This is a genomic window from Tenacibaculum jejuense (genome assembly GCF_900198195.1).
GTDB lineage: Bacteria > Bacteroidota > Bacteroidia > Flavobacteriales > Flavobacteriaceae > Polaribacter > Polaribacter jejuensis.
In genome coordinates, this window is sequence record NZ_LT899436.1 from 4,558,040 (window position 1) to 4,582,057 (window position 24,018).

Consider the following 24,018-nt stretch of genomic DNA (forward strand, 5'->3'; position numbering starts at 1 on the left):
AAAATCACTTGAATTGACAGCATTTTGCTCAAATACATAACAGACTTACAGCAATAAACCTATTGTTACATACAATTCTTTATCACTAATATCCTGATTCAAAACAAGATAATATACACTTGATTTGAGCTTCTTCTTTCTATAACATTTAACTACTTTTCACTGTAAGTTGTACTGATTTTATAGTTACTTTTGAGGAAAATTTAAAAATTAAATTCGCAATGAAAAACAAAAAGTTACTACTTGCTTTATTACCATTTTTATTAACAGCATGTGATGCCAATGAACTTCATGATATTAATGAAGAGCTTATAACTAATAACGAATCACATAAAAATATAAGCAAATCTGAGGTTCAATTATTTTTAGACATGAATTCTGGTTCTTTAAATAAAAAAGTGCATCTAGAGGAAAATAGCTTTCAAAAATCAAATCTTGATTTTTTGTGTGCCAATTCTTTAACTATTGTTTCAGATAAAGAAAGGAAAGTACTATCATACAATTTAGTACATAAAAATGATAACAGCTGTAATCCTTTAGATCTAGTAAACTCTGACTTTGATTTAATTAGAAATCCTCACATTTGGCAAATCCCTCTTAATGTTGAAGCTCCTTACTATTTATATAATATATCTGCCGACTCTAATCATGTAGGTAGTGTTGGTTATATATTAGAAAATGCTCTTAGAGGATTAAGGAATCAGGGAGTTCCTCCTGTTTTAGCACCAGGGACTAAAACTGAGTGGATAGAAACTAGTAATTTTGAAATATATTTTGATAATTTTTTCCACCATGATAGATTTCTTACTTCAGATTTAGAAATAATGAGAGATAGAATAGCTTGTTTAATTTTAGAGACTTATTTTAATAGTTATAACACCGTTAATTCTAATGGTATTTTACAAACTATAGGTAGAATTAAAGTAAGGCCAGATGCAACTTTTTGTGGTGGTAAAGCTATTTTCACAACAGTTTCAATTGGTTACATAAAATATTCGCAAGATAATGATGAAGTTTTATTTTAAGAATTGAAAATCATTATCAGTTTTATAAAAAAGAAGAGGTGCAAAATAGCACCTCTTCTTTTTTAATTGTAAAATATTACAAACACTTATTAAAATTTGTTTCTGCACTCGACATAAGTTGAGCGCTAGCTTCATGTTATGCGGTTACCTTAAACAAAACTAATTTCTGAACTCCTTTTTTCTAGTTTCTTTACTATTTAAAGTTACTTTTTTATTTTCTCTAATGAATTCTCTTAACTCTTTCTTTTTTTCTTTTGATACTGACTTGTTAAATTTTATAGAGTCGTTATCTATAAATAAAAAATCACCTAGAGAACTCTGTTCCAATAAATTTTGATAATCAGTTTTATTTCTATCTTTCAAAGATAATTCAGTTTCAACACTTATTTCTAAATCTATAAATACTGGGTGATTCCATACTAAGATCTCTTGAAACATTACGGATAATCTTTTATCATCTATTTTCTCATTAACTTTTTGAAAATAGATTAACTTGTAATTTTCAGTATCTACAAATCTTATCATTTCATTCAAAAGATTTATTACATTGTTTTTCATTTTAATATTTATCTTTTGTTAATCTCTTCTCTGACAAGAAAATACTTTCTATACTTTACTTTAAAATATTAATCATCTGATTTAATCAACCCTTTTATAAACTCAGTAAAAGAGCTAGCTAAATCTAAACGATTTCCGTCTGGGAAAAAAGCATAAATAGATCCATTATCTCCTTTTTTTGTAAGAGACATACATAATTTGCCTCCTCTTATAGCGCCTATATATATCTGTTTTAGGTAAGATATTTTCTTTAGCAACTAAAGCATTTTCCATATTATCATCTTCGAACTTTATTGGGAGAAAATACGAAAACTTTATATCATCATCTAAATACCATTCATAAAATTCTAATGTACCACCCCCATTGTATTTAAGCATATGATTTCTATAGTCATCAGGTAGTTTTAAACCATTAAGTTTTATTTCAAAATTATTTAATTCTTCTTCTGTAATTAACTCATTTTCTATTTCAAATTCTATCATATTATTTTTATTTTACTAATGTTAATAATTTCTCTAATTGGAAGAAACTTCCAAGATGCTGAAATGTCTGATCATGAACAACGGAATGAACTAATTCAAGTGAACTTTTGACATCAGTATCTAAGTCATCAAGGTGATGCCATGTTAGTTTTAATTTGGGTTTTATGTTTGCTCCTAGAGCAACTTCAATACCCATGGGGAGATCGATTAAGCATAAAATAGAGTAGTATAACTGCATTGCTTTTTCTTTTCTACAATAGTTAATACTATCCACTAAAACATTAAAATAAGACTGTCTTGTGAAAACACCAATCCAGTATACAATTGTAAAGCTCACAAAGTACACTCCTGATGTATTATGAAATTTATAACTTCTACTTACAGCAATACTAAAATATAAAAAACCACAACACTTATTAAAAATGTTGTGGTAATATGTTTTTTAAAACACTGATTTTATTATTTTAACTTATTTTTCATTCGACAGGAGTCGAGCGCTAGCTGGGTTACATAGCTGTTAAAATTTAATTTTTCAATAATTCATACTCTTCATTTTCCATAAAAGATTTAAACTTCATTAAGTATATATAAATTTCATCATTGGAAAAGCTGATCTCCTTACTATTAGGTATATTTTCCAAAACACTACTGAAATCATAATTTTTATCAATAGAGTTAATCACGGAATAAAGATACTGTCTATCAACAATATTATATTCTTTCATGTTTTCCACTAAGATTGTGTCAAAATTTACATTGTCAATTGATTTGACATTATATAATAACCATAATGGTATTATTAAAACATTTTTATTATCCATATTAATTATACTTTTATTAAACAACTATTTTTTCTATCAAATTTGTATCAATACTAGAATTAACCTTCGCTGGCGCGGAAATACTTTCCGTGCTTTACTTTAAAAAATTATAGCTTGGAAATTTCCAAGCTATAATTTTATCTATTATTATTTTAAACGAACTAAAGTCAACTAAACCAATAACCAGTTTGGTAAATTATCTTTATTTTCTATTTCTCTTATAGAATAAAAATCATCTAAAGACTCATCCCCTACCAACATTTCTGGATATATCTTTAAAAATTCCCTTAAAAATTTATTTAAATAAGGTAATGCTTCAGAATCGTGATCTAAATCTATGACAATGAAATATTTTTGACCATTAATTACAATTTCATCTCTTTTGAACTCATTTTCTTCCATACTCCAAAATGTAATTAAATAAGTAGCCTCTTCATCTATATCAATATAGAAATTTAAATCATCTAACTCTGTATACAAATTTTCAGTTAAAATTTGAAAGTTTAAGCTTTCAGCAATTTCTTTTGCTTTATCTATTAACTCTTTTTTATCAACATATCTTTTTGAAATTAATGTTTTATTATTCATTGTTAATATAATTTTTTTAATTTTTCAATTCCATCTATAAAAATTACTACTTTTTTACTCAATGGATTCATATACTTCAATGAGCTGCTAGAATTCGTTGGTATATATTTCTCTATTTGTTTAGCCAACTTTATTAGTTCTTTTTCAGAACTTAAATTTGGCTTTGCTTCAAAAATATATTTTTTGGTAGCACAACCTATATCTCCATTTTTTATTTTAAACTTACCTCTAGCTGTTTTAGAAAATACATTATTTGAAAAATCCGTAACCTCATCTTAAAATTTTTCGTAAGCTCAAAATATTTCCTTCCCTACCAATGCTTCAAATAAATCTCCCGCTGGCGCGAAAATACTTTTCCCTCTTTACTTTAAAAATTATAGCCTGGAAATTTCCAAGCTATAATTATAAATGCTATTATTTATTACGGATTACAAATCCGTTATTTGAATCACCATGGTTGTAAACCTTTAAGGGCTCTATCAACCATAGTATTTACTAAATCACTAAATGTTGGGTGAGGAACTTTCCAAATCATTTCTCCATCTTCAAAATCATAATCTTCATCTACAGAGCAATTCCAAGGTTGTGGGTCATCTCCTTCATCTAAATAAACATAAAGCTATCTCCTTCAAAATTGTCAAAAATCATAAAAGGTCGTTCAATCTTAACCCCTCTTTCAACTAGTTTTTTATTATAAAATTTTCGAAGACCTATATAATCTCCATCAATAACATCAAATCCTAAAGGACAAAACTTGCCTGATATATATAAATACTCTTTTAATGCTTTGGGTAGCTCTTTTCCTCCATTAAATTTATTTTCATATTCCGATATTTCTTCCATTGAATTTCCCTCTGGATTCCTAGAAATTGTTGGATACTTTTCTAAAGTATCTTTATTTTCTAAAAGTTTTTGTAAATAAATAAATTCCATATTTTATTTTAATTTATCAAATAAGTTTTGTCCTGTTTTTATACTTTCATCACTATGAACAACCTAGCTGAAATGGAAAATGTTACTTTAAAAAAATATAGCCTGGAAATTTCCAAGCTATAATTGTAAATGTTATTATTTTTCACGGATTATAAATCAGTACTATTTAGGTCAAACGCTAGTGTAAAATTTAATATTCTTCTTTTTTCCATTGTTTTATGTCTGGATGCCATTCCTTTGTATCACTATAATCTTCCATTAAAATTTTTTCTATCCCTGTTTTAAAGTCATCAGAAACTAAAGTTGGAAAATCTCCAACCATATATACTTTTCCTTCTTTATCACATTGTAATAAAGAAACATCTAGATGATAATATCCTAATGGAAACGTATAAAGATTATTTCCAAAATCTTTTCTAGGTGAATCTAAAAATTCATTTAGATTATATCTTTTACCTGATAATATAGTTAAGTCTAAATAAGCAGTAATATCATTTTTGTCATATTTATATGTTTCAACATTCAAATCTCCATATTCATATAAAAAATCTTTTAAAAAGTCGGGGTACTCATGAAATCGAGGTATCTTATCAAAAATATCTCTGACATTCCTTCCTTCAAACCAGCCACTTTTTTTAAATAACTCTTCTACTTCTGTTTTAAATTTCATAGTTAAAAAACTTGTTTAATATTAAAATAACTTAATAAGGGATTGCACGTTCTGCAAGCATTTTTGTGCAAACCATGTGATAATTTGTCAACACCAGAATTTTCAATTGACTTTGCCTTAGAAACTACATCCGAAAAAATTACCCTAGCTTGATCAATTGTCATACCATTTTTTTTAATTCCTAAAGATTCTTCTGACTTAAAGAGCCATTCAGAAATATTAATTGGTTCTGCACATCTTCCATGATTACGCCTTTGAAATAAATGAGGGTAATCTCTTTTCGCTATGATTTCTAACCAGTTATCAACTAATTTATGCCTTCTACCTCTAATTTGAGATTTTTTTAATCCCTTAGATGTATAATTCACCAATACTTCTAACTTTCCATTAATTGTTCCTTCTAAGACAGCCGCCGCACCTGTTCTAATTTCTTTTGGTATTTGTAAAGCTTCATCAACAAAAGTATCAAGTTTAGATAATCCTACTCTCGAAAGCTTTAAAGTTCCGTTTGATTTATCTAAGATTCTGTTTATTAATTTACTTTTAGACTTATCGTTTAATCTTTCTAAAACTTTACTTAATTCTTGAACTTGTTTTTTGGTGCCTCTAAATATTTCCTTACCATCTTTTATTAAAGCAAATAAACCGTCTCCGACAGGAATGGGAATACCACTAGCCAGAATAGGTTGTTTAGGTGCTTTTTTGATGCCAATACCTAATTTTTCAAAAATAGTATACACATCATCTGAAAAAGGCCTAGCTATTTTCCTTAAATTCCTTATAAAATCGCCTATTAACTTTTCTAAAGTTTTAATATGCTGCGGTATATTTTTAGAAAATTCAATAATAATATCCCACAATCGTGCAAAAGTATCCATGCCAAACTTTACGGTGGCATTTGCAACTTTAGCCGTATTCTTAACTACTGTACTTGGAATCGTTAGTATTTCTCGATACGATTTTAGTACTGCTTTTAAGGCTTTAGTAATGTTTCCAGTTCCTCCTGAGGCAAAAAACGTGGCTACTTCAGAAGCTATAAAACCAACGAAAAAACCAAGATAATAACCTATAGCACTAGGATCAATATTAATTGAAATCGGTGTATTGATAATAGCAACTACAGCAGTGTAGGCGAACTTTGGTAAACTTGCAATAAAAACGAAGAATTGTTTTAAGTTTTTAAGCGTAAAAATATTTACAAAAGTGTCGATTAAATTCTCAAAGTTTTCAGCAAATAAGCTCAAATAACTTCCTGGACTTTCAAAGAACTTGGTGCCTTGTATAATACCATTTAAGACATCAAACAGCATGGCTAAAATATCAAAAAAAGATTTGATAAAATCGATAATACTATTAATAAGCCCAACTAATAGTCCATTAATAAAATGGTAGAGATCGGCTAAGCTATCAATTACAGTTTCAAAGAATTCTTGTAATAACTCTGGAATTGTATCAAGTACTTTAATTATTCTATTTAAGTCAAAAGGAACCAGTCTAGCTAAAACTTTATTACTCAATATTTCCTGTGTTACTTTTGTGGCTTTTTCTGTAAGTGGAAATATGTAGTTGCTATATACCGATTTTATAAACGCCTCGGTATTTATTCCTTTTGTTTCATCTTTAAGTTTGGGTAATAATGGATTAAATTTTGGGTTTTCTTTACCGTCTATTTCCATTCGCCAATAGGTATCACCTAACTTTAAAGCATCTATCTCTTTACTTATCGATTGTACTCCTGAAGAAACACCAGTAAAAATTTCATCGGAAGTCCAACGAATCACTTTTCCACCATAGGATAATGCTTTTTTAGCAACAAGATAAAACTGACTATCGTCGTCTTTTAATTCTTCTTGAACCATTGTGGTTAATTCGTAACTATTTATTTCCACTCCATATGCCTTAGCAATCTGGCTTAATGTAATTCGATCTACTTCTAGCAATGTTTTCACATTTTTTCCCTTTTTTAATCGAAAAACAGTTCCGAAAGCATTTGTACCTCCATTAGCCTCTATGAAAATAACGATCTGGTGTGCGCTTACATCAGTAATTCTTTGATATGCTGCTTCAAGTTTTGCACCATTATCAGAAATTAGTAAAGTGATAAATGCATCATATTCTATACTTTGAATTGGTCTTGGTTTTGGAGAAGGTTTTGCTTGAATAACAATTTCATCTAAATCAAGATTATTGTCAATTTTGATGTAAAAATTTTCATTAATTTGATAATATGGAATTTCTTGACCACTAAAATCTGCAATATATGTATCGATAAAAGCAATAGATTCTTCTGTATTAATAGATTCGAAACCGTCTGTAATTGTACCAAAAGGATCGTTGTTTTCTATATAGAAATCACCATATTCACCAGAAAGTCTACTATTAAAATGAATAAACCATTTATTTGGAGTATTTACTCCTTTTTCAATTTCTAAATAAATATTTTTACTTGAGGGTAAAGTATCTTTTATTTTAGTTTGTTGTGTATCTGAAAACACTACCAAGTTGTTAAAGTTGGTTTTATGTTTAAAGTTTTTCAACCCATATTCATGTGCGTACATAACATTTTTTCTTTTTCTTTACATTGATTCCATAGAAATACTAACCTAATTTAAAAAAGAGGTTTTACTAATTTCTAGAAAACAATAAATTTTATAAAAGAGGCTGCCTAAAAAATACTTTTAGACAGCACTCAAAATTTCGATAAAAGTTAATGGGTTATTGGATGGTATTTGTTTCACCAACAATATCAAAATCTACACCCTTAGAAGAAGGTGTGGAACCAGAGTTTCCGTCTCCAAGCTTATATGTACTTGTTTCAAATAAGTGATGTTCATTACAATCTGAATTACACGGAAGTCCTCCTTCTTTCAACACAACAGAGTCTGCTTGAAGAATTGTTAAGGCTGTAGGTACACGAGTTTCCCACGGTTCACCTTCAACAACACCTTCAGGCTCTGTCATTTCTTCAGAAATAGAAACATATAAATCATCTTCTATATCAGTTATCATTCCTTGTCCGCCCCATAATTCACCAGTACTCATAAACCAGTTTACAGCATCTTCAAAACCAGGTTGTACAGGCACAACACTTCTAGCCATTCCACTTTGTAAAAATGCTTTAAATATTGGATCGTTAGTATCTAAATATTCAAAGTTGTCTCCCCAATCTGACTGATTTTTATAGAAATATGGATAAAAGGTATATGCCATTATTTCCCAATCGAAAGCTTGTTCAAAGAACTTAACAACTGAACCGTGATCATTCAGTACTTTACGATTATTAATAGTAATATTATCATTTTGGTAATGATTTTGACTCACTGTAAATTTCTTAATAAAAGGTGCCGTCATTAAATCAATTGCAATACGTTTCAATTCACGTTTTTCAATTCCTCTATTTAATTGCGAGCTAAATTCTTTTTGTTTTTCTTTTTCTTCTGGTGAAACTTCTTGTGCTTGTCTGAATTCATTATATTCTTGAACACGATCGTAATATGCATTCATGATGGCATTAAATGTTTCGTTTTGCCATTGTTGATAGTACTCGTTTGTTCTTACACAATTAACACTTACATTTAAAGCTCCTTCAAAGTAGTTGAATAAAACAGCAGAAACTGGAACTTCATTGATATAATTATCTATATTTGTTGGAATTCCATCTTTATGAAGAGGTGAACTACTACCAGCCTCTCCGATTTTTTTATTTCCTATATGAATATAAAAACCTTTTCGAGATGAATCTCCATTATCCGTAGCACTATAACCAACAGTAGCTTGAGTCGACTTATAACCTTCAGGCAACTCTACTTTACCATTTAAGTTTGCAGATTCATTTGTTGATGTTGATTTAGTATAACTTAAACTAAAAGATTTACCAACTGTAATAAGTTGCTTAGGGAATGGGGCAACTTCAGCATTATATGTAGATGCTATTCTTTGATAATTTGCTTCATTTATTTGCGATGCGTTTTTTAATCCTTCCGTTAATCCTATCAACACTAAATCTTTAGGGTTTATAGGCTTTGTAAATGAAATTAAATTGTTTCTACTATTGTTTTGATCGTTGTTTTCATTATTCTTAAAAATACTTTCAACATAAAATTTAGCTGGTTCTGGTATTGTAAATTCATACATTAAACGTTTACCATAATTAACTAACTTATTTTTATAAATAATATCTACCCATCGATACACTCCAGTTACATGCTCATCTCCTTTTCTATTATCAAAACCGTGAGTTATATTCTCTTCGTACTCTTTTAAAACTCTAGTAGTACGTTTTTTACTAACTTTCTCTACCACACGCTCTAAAGCTCTTTCTGTTACTTCTTGGGCATAAGTTTGTGCTCTAAGATTTGAATCGGAAGTAGCATTACTCGATGACGTATTAACACTTGAACCAAAACTAAAAGTAGTTCCTATACCTCCAGTTACACTAGCGTTTGCTCCAAAATTTGTAGCATTATCTTCATTAACAATAGACGAAGCTTCATTTTGTAGTTCGTTTCGTTCTGTAGAAGTTGTATCTGTTAATACTTCTGCTTCTCTTTCAGAATTTTGCTCTGTAATATTTTCTGAAGATGTTAAATTTCGAGTATTTCTTTCCTTATATTCACGAGCCATAACATTCTCAATATGAGAAACCTCTCCTGGAACATAGCAACAAACCTCTTGTTCTACTCGTCTAAAATCAGCTATACCTAATTGTGTTACTCCATAAATTGTATTGTCTTGTTCTGGTGTTTCAATATCTACTGAAGTATTTCCAGAATTTATGATTCTTGCAAGTCCAATTGTAGCACCATCTAAAACTGAGTTTTTAAAAGCTAAGGTAATATCTGCATCAAATGCAACTATGGTACCATCAGAAAATGTAACTTCCCCTTTAAAATTGTACGTTCCTACAGGTACTGTAAGTCCTTTAGGGAAAATTTTGATCTTCTCATCCTCTTCATAACGTGGATTTAAAACTCTAAATTCACTATTAGAAGCTTTAAAACTATTTTCATCATTCTTAATTTCGTAAGATACCCCTGTGATTTTCTTAGAGATATCATTCACATTTATATTTAAATCGAATGTTGTTAGGGTTTGAAAAGTTATGTTATTAGCAACGATTGAAAACGCGTAACTAGGTGAAACGTCACTATTAGTTGTATTAGCTATTCCGCTAGTATTTGTATTCTGCGTAGGTCTTTGAGTATTATCAATAATAACTCTATTTTCCTTATCAATCTTAGTTCTTAATAAAGTTTTAACCTCTGCAAACGTATCATAAATTTCAAATTCTGAAGAATTAATTAATGCTAATGTAGCTGTAGACATTTGCGCTAATATTTTAGCTTCTGATGCATTAAGTGTTACTCCTTCGGTAGGTCTTATAATTTCAGGAGATTTAACATAATCAAACCTTATGTATTCATTCGGTGTAACACCTGGAATATCTTCAGTTGAAACTACATCTGATGAGGTGTTATCTGGATTTGTTAAACCATCTATTGTTATTGAAGCTTGACTATTAGCAACTCTTCTCTGATGGTCAATAACAGCTTGTTCGTATTTTTTTGCCTCCTCTTTATTATATACTAATTCTGCTCTATTCACTTCATCTAAAGCAGTCTCATAAGTTTCTAAAAGCAACTTTGCCTGATCCACCTTCGTTGCTTTTTCCAAGAAATTCTTTTGATCAAAAGTTAAATTAGGATTCTCGGTAGTATTGATATTTTCATTTTTTGGGCTATACAATACTTCTTTAGGAATAATAACACTAGCATTGGCTCTTAAAACAAATTCTTTTTTTTCTTGCTCAGTAAATACAATAGTAGCTTCTGAAGACTGTTTTATAACTCTCTGGCCTGTCAATGCATCTTCAACTCTTGTTATATTTTCTGTTCTTTCACCAGAATTACCTGATGCATCTTGAAATACAACATAAACTTCGTTAAAAGCTTTTAAGAAACGGTTTGCAATTAACATTTGAACTATTGTTTCACGAACAGGAGTTGAAATTTTATGTATTGTTTGATAAAATAAATTATTCCACAATAAAACTTCATCATCACTATTCAACAACAAACTATTTTCTATGGTAGGTGTTACTTCTGAAGTTCTACTTCCAGAATAAAGAATTACATTAATATTCTCTAAAATACTTTGAGCTGTGAAATAATTCTTATTCCGCATTAACCAATTTGAAAAATCATATAATTTTGCATATTCATTTTTCAAATATTGTCTGTTTTCAATAGCTTGAAAGTTTTCAGTTGTATATGCATTAGCCAGAGCTTCTACTCTTTCTTTTTCTTCTGTTGGTGCTAATTTCGCTACTGATCTGTGAGCTATACTCTCGGATTCTTTTTCCTTAGGATAGCTAACAAATAAAAATTCTCTTTTTCTTTCATCTGCCAATTGTGGCGTACGCAATGTTACAAATCTAAATAGACTTGATGTAATGGGCTTTTTTTCCATGTAAATACTTTTTTTTATAAATTTTAAACTTTAAGAAGCTAGTGTTGCCTTCTTGTTTAGCTTATTTAACAGCAAAACAACAAGCATATAAAGTTTAAATCAGTAAAATAAGTGTTGTGAAATTTTAAAATAGAAGCACTAAAAAAATGATTCATAGCAAATTAATACTTCTAAAAGATTAGCAATTTTTCACATATGTTTAGAATTTACTATATTTGCATCTAAACACGAGACAAAAATACAAACATTTTACATAAAAACAATTGTTCTGTTTTTAATTTTATGTTAAAAAGACAAGTATGGATATTTCAAAAAAAATAGCTGAGATTAGAGATTTTCACAAATTAAACAATTTGTCGTTTTCTAAAAGAATTGGTGTAACTGGTACAACTGTAGACAGTATTGTAAATGGTCGCCCACAGCCAGATGGTACTCGAAAAAAAACAAAACCTGGTTACGATGTATTAACTTCTATTATCAATGAATTTAATATTAATCCTGATTATTTATTTGGTAAAAGTGATATTATGCTTTACGAAGATGTTCCAAACAGTAATTATAGCGGAACACCTAAAGTCGTAGCAACTAATTCTTCTGGAGATGAAAATATCGTTTTTGTTCCTACTCAAGCCCGAGCTGGATACTTAAATGGATATGGAGATTCTGAATACATTCAAAATCTTCCTTCCTTTCACATGCCCCATTTACGTCATGGATCTTTTCGCTGTTTTGAAGTTCAAGGAAATTCAATGGTTCGTACTTTTTTTGATGGTGATTTAGTCTTCGGTCAGTATGTTGAAGATTTATATGATATTAAAGATGGAAGAGTATATATAATTGTTAGTAAAAATGATGGAATTGTTTTAAAGCGTGTAATTAACAGAATTCAAGAAAGAGGTAAACTTATATTGAAAAGTGATAATAAAAATGGAAACTACCCAACTTACACCATAAATGCAGATGAAATAATGGAAGTTTGGTATGTAACGATGTATGCTTCTAAACAAATGCCAGAACCAGTAGATATTTATGATCGTCTGCATGATTTAGAAACTCAAATTGCTTTATTGCAAGAACAAGCAAATCTGAAAAATTAAAAAAAGCCTTTTAATCAGGCTTTTTTTATTGTTCTAAATCTCTTTTTAACATCTTATGAAAATGATGAACTCCAGTTTCTCTAGTTGCTGAAAATCGGCCGTCTGTGTAAAAGCGTGAACGTAATCCTTTTTGTACACCTTCAACCACCCATTCATCTTCTTGTTGTGTTTTTTCTCCTAATTGTTCTCCACTCATTCGCTCCCAGATTTCTCTGTCTTTAATGTAATATAGAAATTCAACCTTTGTAAAATTTTCCGTGTAAGGTCTTACGATATTTAATTGTACTCCCCAAGGATAAAAATTCAACATGAAATTCGGATAAAACCAATAATAATATGCCGAAATATTTTTACCGTAATCTGGATGATCTTCAGGGAATTTGAAGACTTCAGCTCCATTTTCTCCATAACCAATTTGTAATACCATATCTCCATCACAAATTGTATCATAACTTCCATAGTCTAAAATACTGTTCAAAGCAGGATGTACAAATGGAATATGAAATCCTTCTAAATAATTATCGATATACAATGCCCAATGTGATTGCACATTATAAGTTTTTGAATATTCTGGAGCAAACTCAAAATCGTCTGCATTTAAAAAGCCTACTCTACTTTCTAATTCATTTAAAATTTTAGAGAAATCCTGCTGAGGTGCCAAACTCGTAAATAAAAATTTCGACCATTTTTTTAACTCTAATTGATGTAAATGCTCACAGGGTCTGGGAAAATTTTCTACTTCTTTAAACTCTGGCATAAACTCAAACTTTCCTTCTAAATCAAAACGTCTTCCATGATAAGAACATACCAACTTTCTGTTCTTTCCTGGGTGATGGGAAATAATAAAACCTCGGTGTGTGCATACATTTGATAAACATCGAACTTCATCCTTTTGCTTTGTTAAGACTAAAGGTTCTTCAATATATTTTTCTAAAAGATAAAATGGATATGTATTTACAGCAACATTAAAAATCTCTTGTTCATCTCCTATGTATTGCCAACTTTTAGCAAATACCTTTTCCTTCATTGCTTCCCAAATTTTAGTATCAAAGTAAAAATCAGATGGTAATGTAGCCGATTCAGAAATTTTAGCTGTTACTTTTTTCATAATAAAAGATATTCAATAATTTGTAATAATTAATGCAGTATTCCTAACAAAAAAAATCATTTTATGATGAAAAAAAAACAACATAGTTTTATGAAACTTAGCCAATCTTTTATTTAAACCCATTCTAAATATAAAACAAAAGAATATTTAATCCTTGTACAAACAGTACATAGGTCTTAACTTTGCTAGTAATTATTTCATTCAACAATTAAAAATAATGAGCGGATTATTAAAATCTTCTATAGGAAGGAAGTTTGCTATGGCACTTTCGGCACTCTTCCTAATGGTTTTCTTACTACAACATTTTGCAATTAACATTTTATCGGTATTCAGTCCTGATGCTTTTAATGAAGCTTCTCACTTTATGGGAACATTCTGGGCAGTTCAGTATTTATTACAGCCTGTTTTAATTTTTGGTGTAATCTTCCATTTTGCAATGGGGTTTGTATTAGAAATTAAAAACAATGCTGCTCGTACTGTAAAATACGCTAAAAACAATGGAGCTGCAAATTCTACTTGGATGAGTAGAAACATGATTTATAGTGGATTATTTATTCTAATCTTCTTAATCATTCACTTTATTGATTTTTGGATTCCTGAAATGAATATAAAATATGTTCAAGGAGATCTTTCTGGAATGCATAATGGAGAATTTAGATATTTCCATGAATTACAAGAAAAATTTGTTCCAATTTGGCGTGTGGCATTATACTGTTTAGGTTTTGTCTTTTTGGCATTACACTTATTACATGGATTTAATTCTGCTTTCCAATCAGTAGGAGCAAATAATAAATACACTAAAGGGTTGAAAACATTTAGTAAAATTTATGCAATTGGTCTTCCATTAGGGTTTATCATTATTGCTTTATTTCACCATTTCAATCACCACTAATACACTTTAAGTATGGCAACTTTAGATTCAAAAATACCACAAGGTCCATTAGCTGATAAATGGACTAATCATAAAAATAAAATTAACTTAGTTAACCCAGCAAACAAGCGTTTAATTGACGTAATTGTTGTTGGTACAGGTTTGGCAGGAGGTTCTGCTGCCGCAACTTTAGCTGAGTTAGGATATAATGTAAAGGCGTTTTGTTTTCAAGATTCTCCACGTCGTGCGCACTCTATCGCTGCACAAGGAGGAATTAACGCTGCAAAAAATTATCAAGGAGACGGTGACTCTACCTACAGATTATTTTACGATACTGTAAAAGGTGGTGACTATCGTTCTCGTGAAGCAAACGTTTATCGTTTAGCTGAAGTATCAGCAAATATTATCGACCAATGTGTAGCACAAGGTGTTCCTTTTGCTCGTGATTATGGTGGATTATTAGATAACCGTTCTTTTGGAGGAGTTTTAGTATCTAGAACTTTCTATGCAAAAGGACAAACTGGACAGCAATTATTATTAGGAGCATATTCTGCAATGAACCGTCAGATCGGTCGTGGAAAAATCAAAATGTATAACCGTCACGAAATGCTAGACGTTGTAATTGTTGATGGTAAAGCTCGTGGAATTATTGCTCGAAACTTAGTTACTGGAGAAATTGAGCGTCATTCTGCTCATGCTGTTGTACTAGGAACTGGAGGTTATGGAAACGTATTCTTCTTATCTACTAATGCAATGGGAAGTAATGTAACAGCTGCTTGGAAAGCTCACAAAAAAGGAGCTTACTTTGCAAATCCTTGTTATACACAAATTCACCCAACTTGTATTCCTGTATCTGGAGATCATCAATCTAAATTAACGTTAATGTCTGAATCATTACGTAATGATGGTCGTATATGGGTTCCTAAAAATATGGATGATGTAATCGCAATACGTGAAGGTAAAAAGAAACCTACAGAACTTTCTGAAGATGAAAGAGATTACTATTTAGAGCGTCGTTATCCTGCATTCGGTAATTTAGTTCCTCGTGATGTTGCATCGCGTGCAGCTAAAGAAAGATGTGATGCTGGTTACGGAGTAAATGCAACTGGAGAAGCTGTATATTTAGATTTTGCTTCTGCTATCGAACGTTATGGTAAAGAACAAGCAACTATAAAAGGTTTAAATGTAAACGATGCTGCTTTAGTTAAAAAATTAGGTCAAAATGTAGTTCGTGCAAAATATGGGAATTTATTCCAAATGTACGAGAAGATTGTTGACGAGAATCCATACGAGACTCCAATGATGATTTTCCCTGCTGTTCACTATACAATGGGTGGAATTTGGGTAGATTACAACTTAATGACAACTGTTCCAGGATTATATGCTATTGGAGAAGCTAACTTCTCTGATCACGGAGCCAACCGTTTAGGTGCTTCTGCTTTAATGCAAGGTTTAGCTGATGGTTATTTTGTTTTACCTTACACTATTGGTGATTACTTAGCTGATGATATCCGTACAGGACCAATTTCAACTGAAACTCCTGAATTTGAAGCAGCTGAAAAAAATGTTCGTGAGTCTATTGACAAATTAGTAAATAACAATGGAACAAAATCTGTTGATTATTTCCACAGACGTTTAGGAAAAATCATGTGGAATAAATGTGGAATGGCTCGTAACGAAAAAGAACTGAAAGAAGCTATCGAAGAAATCTCTGCTTTACGTGCTGAATTCTGGAGTGATGTTAGAGTTCCTGGTGAAGCAAATGAATTTAATGAAGAATTAGCAAAAGCTGGTAGAGTAGCTGATTTCCTAGAATTAGGAGAGTTATTTGCTAAAGACGCATTACAAAGAGAAGAATCTGCTGGTGGTCACTTTAGAGAAGAGTACCAAACAGAAGAAGGTGAAGCAAAACGTAGAAAAGAATTCCAATATGTTTCTGCGTGGGAGTACAAAGGAGAGCCAAAAGATGCAGTATTGCATCAGGAAGATTTGGTTTATGAAAATATAGAAGTAAAAGAACGTTCATATAAATAAGGAAAAAATTATGAATTTAACGTTAAAAATATGGCGTCAGAAAAACGCAAGCGCTAAAGGAAAAATGGTTGATTATAAAATCAATGAAGTATCGCCAGATATGTCTTTCCTTGAAATGCTAGATGTATTAAATACACAACTAATTGAAACTGGTGACGAGCCAGTAGCTTTTGATCATGATTGCCGTGAAGGTATTTGTGGAATGTGTTCTTTATACATTAATGGTGAGGCACACGGTCCTGATAGGGGCGTAACTACTTGTCAATTACACATGAGAAAATTCAAAGATGGAGATACAATTTTTATTGAGCCATTTAGAGCTAAAGCTTTTCCAGTAATTAAAGATTTAGCTGTAGATAGATCTGCTTTTGATAGAGTTCAACATGCTGGAGGATTTATCTCTGTGAATACATCAGGAAATACACAAGATGCAAATTCAATCCCTGTAAACAAAGAAAATGCTGATAAAGCATTTGATGCAGCGACTTGTATTGGTTGTGGGGCATGTGTTGCTACTTGTAAAAATTCATCTGCAATGTTATATGTTTCTGCAAAAGTTTCTCAATTTGCTTTATTACCACAAGGTCAAGTTGAAGCTGCAGATCGTGTATTAAACATGGTAAAACAAATGGATGAAGAAGGTTTTGGTAACTGTACAAATACAGGAGCTTGTGAAGTAGAATGTCCGAAAGGAATTTCTTTAGAAAACATTGCTCGTATGAATACAGAATACTTAAAAGCAAGTTTAAAAGGATAAAAATAAACTTTCATATACTTAAAAACCCAAGGCTTAGTCTTGGGTTTTTTGTTTCTTTACACTATCAAATAGTATACATGATAAATCATATAGACTTTTATAAAGCACAAGAAGAAAAACACCTTGAAGAACTTAAACTAATTAAGAAACAAATATCAAACTTAAGCATATTAAGATTACTCATATTCTTAGCTACCGCTTTTGGAATATATCTTTCTTTAGATTTATGGAAAGTATCCATTGGTATAGCAACAGTTGGAATACTAATTTTTGTTGTTTTACTATTAAAGTACACTAAAACAAAAAGAAAACAAGAGTTACTTTCAACTTTAGCATCGATAAATAAAGAAGAGCTTCATATCATTTATGGAGATTACTACCATAAAGAAGATGGAATAGATTTTAAAGACCCTAAACACGACTACAGTTTAGATATTGATTTATTCGGACCTGGTTCTTTTTTTCAATTTATAAACAGAACCAAAATACAAGAAAGCAAATTAAAATTAGCCAATCTTTTAACTGCTAATCATATTAAAGATATTAAGCTACGTCAAGAAGCTATAAAAGAGCTAGCAACAAAACCTAATTGGAGTCAGAAATATCAGGCTATTTCTAGCCTGATTAAGACAGAAACTTCTACGGCTAACATTGTTGGATGGTTAAAGCAATATAAGCCCTTTGTACCTCATAAAATGCAGTGGTTATCTTTTGGATTTTCTTTGATTTCCGTTACATTATTCGCTTGCGTTCTTTTAGATTTTGTGAATACTAACATTCTTCTTTATTGGATGATTTTAGGACTAAGTATAACTGGTCGATACCTAAAGAAGGTTAATAACTTATCCCAGAACTCAGATAAAATCAAAGAAACTTTTCGTCAATATTCTCAATTATTAAATGAAATTGAAAACGAAACATTTACTTCTTCTTTATTAAAGGAAAAACAATCTGATATACAATCAGAAGCTGAGAAGGCTTCTACTATTTTTAACACCTTCACTAAAGCACTTGATGCTCTCGATAATAGAAACAATATTATTATTGCTATTCTAGGAAATGGTTTTTTTCTATTTGATATTAAAAACAGTTATCGTGTTGAGCAATGGATTAATTCATATAAAGACGTAGTTGAAAATTGGTTTAATGTTGTTACATTTTTTGATGCATACAATAGTTTAGGTAATTATACTTTCAATCATCCTGAATACATATTCCCAGAAATAAAAGAAAGTAAAACAATCCTTCAAACGGAAAGCTTAGGACATCCTTTACTTAAAAAAGATAAAAGAGTAGACAACGACATAATTATCGATAAGGAGCAATTCTTTATTATTACTGGTGCAAATATGGCTGGTAAAAGTACCTTTTTAAGAACTGTATCACTTAACATTGTTATGGCAAATATCGGTTTACCTGTATGTGCTAAATCATGTAGATACTCTCCTATTAAGTTGATTACAAGTATGCGAACCAGTGATTCGTTGGTTGAAGATAGTTCTTATTTCTTTTCGGAATTAACACGTTTAAAGTTTATAGTAGATCAAATTAAAGAAACTCCTTATTTTATTATTCTTGATGAAATCTTAAAAGGAACTAACAGCACAGATAAAGCTATTGGATCACAAAAATTTGTCGAGAAACTGGTAGAGTCTAACTCAACTGGTATTATAGCTACACATGATTTAAGTCTGTGTGAAATTGAGAAAAAGTTAGACGAAGTAAAGAATTTCTACTTTGATGCAGAGATTATTAATGATGAACTTTATTTCGATTATCGTTTCAAGAAAGGTATTTGTCAAAATATGAATGCTAGCTTTTTATTAAAAAAGATGGAAATTATTTAATAACCTCCATCTTCTAAATTTTATAATTGTACTTCTTTGCTTGATTTTTTTGCTACAAAGCCTTTTATCTTAAGCATTTTTCGCTCTTGTTTGGCATTAGAAAATACAGTAATAGCTTTTGAAAAATTACCCGGTCTTTTCGTATCATAAGAAATAGCTATTTTTCCTTTTTCACCTGGCATAATTGGTTTTTCTGGCTTCTGAGGAACTGTACATCCACAAGTGGATTTAATGTGTTTTATAATTAATGGAGCGTCACCAATATTAGTGAACTCAAAAACTCGTACTCCATCGGAACCCTGAGCTATTTTTCCATAATTGATTAATTCTTTCTCAAACTTAAACTCTTGACTGTGTAATAGTATTCCTGAAAGAAATACAAATACTAATGTGATTTTTACGTTCATAATTTATTATTTTAAATGTGATGTTCTATTTCTTTTATTAACTCTTTTGCCTTTTCATTTTTTGAATTCAAACTCAAAGATTTATATAATGACTCTAGCGCTTTTTTGTAGTTCTTTTCCTGATAATAAAACTTTCCTAAACTAAAATGTGTTACATAGTGATTAGGATAAACTTTCGCGTTTAATTCGAAAGCATATCTTGCTTTTTCTAATTCATTAGCGTAGAGTTTAACAAAACCATATGTGTTTAATTCTTTCACTCCTTCAGCTATTTCTGGTAAATAACGAATCAATTGTTTTTCTTGAGTTTCTAAACTTTCTCTTTGATTGTTTAACAATGTATCAATCAATTTAACAGCCTTGTATTTTGAAACATACTTTTTTCCCTGTATTATTTTTAATATATCACGCTCAAATGTTTCTTTTGGATGTTCTACAATTCGATTAATTTCTTTTCCGTCTTTATAAAAAATAAAAGTTGGTACACGATGAATGTTTAATCCTTTTTCTGCTCTATTTGGCGATTGTTTATAAGCCTCATCTTTTCTATCTAAAGCAATAATTTCTATATGCTCTTTTGATAAATTCGATTCATCTAAAATCTTTAAAAAAACAGGTACATTACGTTTACTGTCTCCACACCATGAACCAAAAAACACTTTTATTTTATATGATTGAAGTTCATCTTTTAAAAGATTAATAATCTTATCGTTCGATAAATAAGCATCGTAATTTTTAGAAAACCAATCAAAATCTTTGTGATTAAAAGAAGCTCTATTTACTTCTCCTAACAACATAGATTTCCCTTTTTCATTTGTAACTAATCCTTTTGTATGTTGAGTAAAGCCAACATTAAAAAGAAAGAAACTTATTAAAATTAAAATCTGTTTTTTCATAATTAACACATTGTTTTTCACAAACATACACGCTTTTAAAAGTGATAAAAAATGAAATAAACGTTCTACCTTTAAACAAGTACAAACAACTATTTTTTAGTAGTTTACGTAGTTCATACCTACATTTATGCATTTTATACGCTTGCATTGCGAAATGTTATATTAATATGTATTTTCATCTGTTCATATGGAAATGATTAAAAAACATATCACCGAAACAATTGTTCATTTACTTTTTTGGACACTCTTTTGTTTTATTTCCCTATTTGTTTTTTCACAATACTATTGGTCTGAAAATCCTTTTTTACAATATGTATTTATACTATTAATTATAGTTTATACGAATCATTTCTTTTTGCTTCCTTTCTTTGTAAAGCGAAAATGGTATTTGTTATATGCTATACTTTTTGCTTCAGTTTCTTTCTTTGCAACACAATTTTACTGTAACGTATTTACTTCTTGTGGCTGCACTATAATGAAATGTTTAAGTAATTATTTATGGCAAACTATTGTTCCACTTATCTTTTTTTCTTTTATATGGTTGTTATTTAAATATTTAAGCAAAGAAGAAGAAATTCGTAAAGCGCAAGAAGAGAAAACTGCTATGGAGTTAAAGTTTTTAAAATCTCAAATTAATCCACATGTACTTTTTAATAACTTAAATACAGTATATGCTTACGCCATAGAAAAACCTGAAGAAACTCCAGATTTGATTTTAAAATTATCTGAGAATTTAAAGCATGTTCTGTACGAAAGTAATGCTGATTACATTCCTTTGGAAAAAGAATTAAATTATATTGATAATTATATTGCATTTCAAAAAATTAGAACAGAAGGAATTAAAAAGGTGTACTACAAAAAATCAATACATTCTTCTCAATACACAATTGCTCCGTTGCTATTAATTACACTAATAGAAAATGCTTTTAAGCATAGTACAATAAATAGCGATATTCATATTACTATTGATGTTAATGAAGGAAACTTAATTTGTACTTGTGAAAACGAGTATAAAACTTCTGAAGACAAAGTAAATCAAAGTATTGGATTACAAAATATGGAGAAACGATTACATCTTCTATATGAAAACCGTTACAGTTTAAAAATAGATAAATCGAAAACATATTTTGTTTCTTTAAAATTAAAGTTGGTATGATTACATGTATTATTATTGAAGATGAACTTCCAGCTCAGAAGGTTTTAAAGAGTTTTTTAAACAAAACATTAAACATAGAATTATTAGCTAGTTTTCAAACAGCAAAAGAAGCTCACCGTTTTTTACAAACAAATACTGTCGACTTTGTTTTCTTAGATATAAACTTACCTGATATTATGGGAATTGATTTTATGAAAACGCTAATCAATCCACCTTTTATAATTATCACTACAGCGTATCCAGATTATGCTTTAGATAGTTTTGATTTAGAAACTATTGTAGATTATTTAGTAAAACCTTTTTCTTTCGATCGGTTTTTAAAAGCGATTCGTAAAATAGAACAACGCGTAAAACAAATAGAAACAGAACCAAATGACTGTATATTTTTAAATATCGATAAAACTTTACATAAAGTTTTACTTCATGAGATATTATATGTAGAGTCAGACAGAAATTACTTAACCTTTATAACTCACGAAAAGAAATACGTTTTTATAGATTCTTTAAAAAATTGGATTACCAAACTTCCTCAACATTTTGTTCAAATTCACAAATCATATATTGTCAATTTAAATCACATCGATAAAATAGCCGGAAACGAAATTCATATCGGTAAAATTTGTATACCGGTAGGAAGAACTTTTAAATCAAATTTCATGATGAAATTTAATGCTGAAAATTGACACAAATTTTAAACTTCACGCACAAATCTGACGTCCATTTTTTCACCTAAAAACACCTTAAATTAACAGTGTTTTTTGAATTTTTTATTTTTTTAAATTGAATATTCAATATTAAAATAGCCTTTTTTAATGTTTTTGGTAATTTTTATTCAACGAAGACATATTTTTTATGAGAATTATTCAATGTTTCCTAAATGTAAATTTTTAGAGAACTTTAACAAAAACTACCCTAAAATAGACGTTTTATTAACATTTTTCATAGTCAAAAATAAAGAAGGCTGAACTACTTTTGGAGTATCAAAATTTAATAAAAAAAATTATTTAAAACCCGAAAAAAAACCAGAACAATGAAAAAGCTAGTAACATTAATCGTAGTAACATTAATTAACTTCTCAGCATTTGCTAACACAGAAAAGCCAACAAGAAAAACTGTTAAGGCTGATTTAAGAACTGAAATCGTTAAGCTTTTAGGAAAAGCTGATTTTGATTATACTAGAAATATTTCTACTAACATAGAATTTACTATCAACAACAAAGGTGAAATCATCGTATTAACTGTTGATACTGATGATATCAATGTTAATTCATATGTAAAAAATAAATTAAACTATAAAGTAGTTACTTCTGAAGCTAAAGTTATTGGTCAAACATATAAAATGCCTTTAACAATCTTAAAGTAAGAAAAAAACGAAAGGAAATATAAATTTATTTGATTAAAAAGCGACTAGTTAATGTTTTAAACTAGTCGCTTTTTTTATATAGAATAAGTAGTAAGTTTCTGTTAAAAAAGAGGTTGATTTTTAGTGATCAACCTCTCATATAATCCCCTAAAATGTTTTCACCCGATCTATTACATCGATGATGATCACATTACAAATGTAATACAAGGTCACACTTTACTAAAGGGGATTTCCGCAGCTAAGAATGTGGATTTATGCATGCCAGATTTTCTCTCATAAAAAACCTTTAAAAACTCTACTAAAACACTAAAAATCAAAACTTAAATTCCTTTTGTAAAACATCTTAAAAAACTTCAGTAGAGAGCAAAAAATCTATTGAAATTACATATTGAGAAGTGTGATATAATTTAAACTAGAATCAAAAATTTATAGAAAAGGGATTTCTGTAATTAAAAGTGCGGATTTCCGCAAAACAATTCCATATCAATCACGATTAACTTTTAAATACATATTTGTATACTTGGTAATTTGAATAAAAAAGTTACTGGAATTAAAAATATGTATTCATAAAAAAAGAGGCTGACGTAGTGATCAACCTCTCATATATAATCCCCTAAATGTTTTCACCCTCTTTGTTACATCGATGATGATCACATGACAAATGTACTACAAGGTCACACTTTACTAAAGGTAATTTCCGCAATTAGAAATGTGGATTTATGCATCTGTATTTTATAGCATTTGCTCATGAAAAGCTTATTATACCTGATAAAACAAAAAACTAATCTTCTTTTTAACTGATATACAGTTCTGTACGATTATTATTACTTTTTTTTAAAAAAGTAACTTCTAACAATAAGAGTCTTTGATAAAAGATTTTTTAGGAGTCACTAGTTTTTAAAAATAAAAATGAAGAAAAAACTTCATGATCATCCA

Annotated in this window: 22 protein-coding genes; 9 read left to right on the forward strand and 13 right to left on the reverse strand. The window is 29.6% G+C overall.

Features of this window, described 5'->3' with window-relative positions:
* Window positions 1-221 precede the first annotated feature (221 nt).
* Window positions 222-1,025 carry a hypothetical protein gene (locus AQ1685_RS20030; RefSeq protein WP_095074911.1) on the forward strand — a complete coding sequence of 268 codons (804 nt, stop codon included), beginning with the start codon at window positions 222-224 and terminating at the stop codon, window positions 1,023-1,025.
* Between the two features lie 159 nt (window positions 1,026-1,184).
* Here the strand turns inward: AQ1685_RS20030 and AQ1685_RS20035 are convergent, their stop codons facing one another.
* The 10 genes from AQ1685_RS20035 to AQ1685_RS20075 all read right to left on the reverse strand — a co-directional run bounded on the left by AQ1685_RS20035 (window position 1,185) and on the right by AQ1685_RS20075 (window position 11,546).
* Window positions 1,185-1,583 carry a hypothetical protein gene (locus AQ1685_RS20035; protein WP_157730303.1) on the reverse strand — a complete coding sequence of 133 codons (399 nt, stop codon included), beginning with the start codon at window positions 1,581-1,583 and terminating at the stop codon, window positions 1,185-1,187.
* 68 nt (window positions 1,584-1,651) lie between these two features.
* Complete coding sequence (locus tag AQ1685_RS20605) at window positions 1,652-1,774, reverse strand: hypothetical protein (protein ID WP_262509585.1); 123 nt, start codon at window positions 1,772-1,774, stop codon at window positions 1,652-1,654.
* Window positions 1,749-2,066, reverse strand: coding sequence for an SMI1/KNR4 family protein (locus AQ1685_RS20040; RefSeq protein ID WP_095074913.1), 318 nt, complete (start codon window positions 2,064-2,066; stop codon window positions 1,749-1,751). Before AQ1685_RS20040 ends, AQ1685_RS20605 begins: the two co-directional genes overlap by 26 nt.
* Before the next feature lie 7 nt (window positions 2,067-2,073).
* Window positions 2,074-2,403: an HNH endonuclease gene (locus AQ1685_RS20045; protein WP_157730304.1), complete on the reverse strand. Its 330-nt coding sequence runs from the start codon at window positions 2,401-2,403 to the stop codon at window positions 2,074-2,076.
* A gap of 187 nt (window positions 2,404-2,590) precedes the next feature.
* A complete protein-coding gene (locus tag AQ1685_RS20050; RefSeq protein ID WP_095074915.1) occupies window positions 2,591-2,887 on the reverse strand; it encodes a hypothetical protein in 297 nt (98 codons plus the stop codon).
* A 171-nt stretch (window positions 2,888-3,058) separates the two neighbouring features.
* Window positions 3,059-3,475 carry a hypothetical protein gene (locus tag AQ1685_RS20055; RefSeq protein ID WP_095074916.1) on the reverse strand — a complete coding sequence of 139 codons (417 nt, stop codon included), beginning with the start codon at window positions 3,473-3,475 and terminating at the stop codon, window positions 3,059-3,061.
* A gap of 603 nt (window positions 3,476-4,078) precedes the next feature.
* Window positions 4,079-4,408 carry a hypothetical protein gene (locus tag AQ1685_RS20060; protein ID WP_095074917.1) on the reverse strand — a complete coding sequence of 110 codons (330 nt, stop codon included), beginning with the start codon at window positions 4,406-4,408 and terminating at the stop codon, window positions 4,079-4,081.
* 190 nt (window positions 4,409-4,598) lie between these two features.
* Window positions 4,599-5,078, reverse strand: coding sequence for an SUKH-3 domain-containing protein (locus AQ1685_RS20065; RefSeq protein ID WP_095074918.1), 480 nt, complete (start codon window positions 5,076-5,078; stop codon window positions 4,599-4,601).
* A gap of 2 nt (window positions 5,079-5,080) precedes the next feature.
* Window positions 5,081-7,636, reverse strand: coding sequence for a YwqJ-related putative deaminase (locus tag AQ1685_RS20070; RefSeq protein ID WP_095074919.1), 2,556 nt, complete (start codon window positions 7,634-7,636; stop codon window positions 5,081-5,083).
* Window positions 7,637-7,793: 157 nt separating this feature from the next.
* On the reverse strand, window positions 7,794-11,546 hold the full coding sequence (locus AQ1685_RS20075; protein ID WP_157730305.1) for a hypothetical protein: 3,753 nt from the start codon (window positions 11,544-11,546) through the stop codon (window positions 7,794-7,796).
* A gap of 299 nt (window positions 11,547-11,845) precedes the next feature.
* On the opposite strand from AQ1685_RS20075, the gene AQ1685_RS20080 reads away from it, so the two are divergent.
* The gene (locus AQ1685_RS20080; protein ID WP_095074921.1) at window positions 11,846-12,643 is read left to right on the forward strand and encodes an XRE family transcriptional regulator; all 798 of its coding nucleotides are present in this window, start codon (window positions 11,846-11,848) and stop codon (window positions 12,641-12,643) included.
* 25 nt (window positions 12,644-12,668) lie between these two features.
* Here the strand turns inward: AQ1685_RS20080 and AQ1685_RS20085 are convergent, their stop codons facing one another.
* On the reverse strand, window positions 12,669-13,751 hold the full coding sequence (locus tag AQ1685_RS20085) for an aromatic ring-hydroxylating oxygenase subunit alpha (RefSeq protein ID WP_095074922.1): 1,083 nt from the start codon (window positions 13,749-13,751) through the stop codon (window positions 12,669-12,671).
* 217 nt (window positions 13,752-13,968) lie between these two features.
* On the opposite strand from AQ1685_RS20085, the gene AQ1685_RS20090 reads away from it, so the two are divergent.
* The 4 genes from AQ1685_RS20090 to AQ1685_RS20105 all read left to right on the forward strand — a co-directional run bounded on the left by AQ1685_RS20090 (window position 13,969) and on the right by AQ1685_RS20105 (window position 19,260).
* Window positions 13,969-14,643 carry a succinate dehydrogenase cytochrome b subunit gene (locus AQ1685_RS20090; RefSeq protein WP_095074923.1) on the forward strand — a complete coding sequence of 225 codons (675 nt, stop codon included), beginning with the start codon at window positions 13,969-13,971 and terminating at the stop codon, window positions 14,641-14,643.
* A gap of 12 nt (window positions 14,644-14,655) precedes the next feature.
* Window positions 14,656-16,656 carry a fumarate reductase/succinate dehydrogenase flavoprotein subunit gene (locus AQ1685_RS20095; RefSeq protein WP_095074924.1) on the forward strand — a complete coding sequence of 667 codons (2,001 nt, stop codon included), beginning with the start codon at window positions 14,656-14,658 and terminating at the stop codon, window positions 16,654-16,656.
* 10 nt (window positions 16,657-16,666) lie between these two features.
* Window positions 16,667-17,413 carry a succinate dehydrogenase/fumarate reductase iron-sulfur subunit gene (locus AQ1685_RS20100; RefSeq protein WP_095074925.1) on the forward strand — a complete coding sequence of 249 codons (747 nt, stop codon included), beginning with the start codon at window positions 16,667-16,669 and terminating at the stop codon, window positions 17,411-17,413.
* A gap of 77 nt (window positions 17,414-17,490) precedes the next feature.
* Window positions 17,491-19,260 carry a MutS-related protein gene (locus tag AQ1685_RS20105; protein WP_095074926.1) on the forward strand — a complete coding sequence of 590 codons (1,770 nt, stop codon included), beginning with the start codon at window positions 17,491-17,493 and terminating at the stop codon, window positions 19,258-19,260.
* A 20-nt stretch (window positions 19,261-19,280) separates the two neighbouring features.
* Here AQ1685_RS20105 and AQ1685_RS20110 read toward each other — a convergent pair whose 3' ends face one another.
* Together AQ1685_RS20110 and AQ1685_RS20115 are read right to left on the reverse strand one after the other, a co-directional pair.
* On the reverse strand, window positions 19,281-19,667 hold the full coding sequence (locus AQ1685_RS20110; protein ID WP_095074927.1) for a DUF1573 domain-containing protein: 387 nt from the start codon (window positions 19,665-19,667) through the stop codon (window positions 19,281-19,283).
* 11 nt (window positions 19,668-19,678) lie between these two features.
* Window positions 19,679-20,563, reverse strand: a complete 885-nt coding sequence (locus AQ1685_RS20115) for a thioredoxin family protein (protein ID WP_157730306.1) — start codon at window positions 20,561-20,563, stop codon at window positions 19,679-19,681.
* A 475-nt stretch (window positions 20,564-21,038) separates the two neighbouring features.
* Here AQ1685_RS20115 and AQ1685_RS20120 point away from each other — a divergent pair, with 475 nt between their 5' ends.
* The 3 genes from AQ1685_RS20120 to AQ1685_RS20130 all read left to right on the forward strand — a co-directional run bounded on the left by AQ1685_RS20120 (window position 21,039) and on the right by AQ1685_RS20130 (window position 23,082).
* Window positions 21,039-21,719, forward strand: a complete 681-nt coding sequence (locus tag AQ1685_RS20120; protein WP_231970222.1) for a sensor histidine kinase — start codon at window positions 21,039-21,041, stop codon at window positions 21,717-21,719.
* The gene (locus AQ1685_RS20125) at window positions 21,716-22,402 is read left to right on the forward strand and encodes a LytR/AlgR family response regulator transcription factor (protein ID WP_231970223.1); all 687 of its coding nucleotides are present in this window, start codon (window positions 21,716-21,718) and stop codon (window positions 22,400-22,402) included. Before AQ1685_RS20120 ends, AQ1685_RS20125 begins: the two co-directional genes overlap by 4 nt.
* A 347-nt stretch (window positions 22,403-22,749) precedes the next feature.
* Entirely contained in the window at window positions 22,750-23,082 is a 333-nt protein-coding gene (locus AQ1685_RS20130; RefSeq protein WP_095074930.1) for a hypothetical protein, read from the forward strand.
* Window positions 23,083-24,018: the final 936 nt, after the last annotated feature.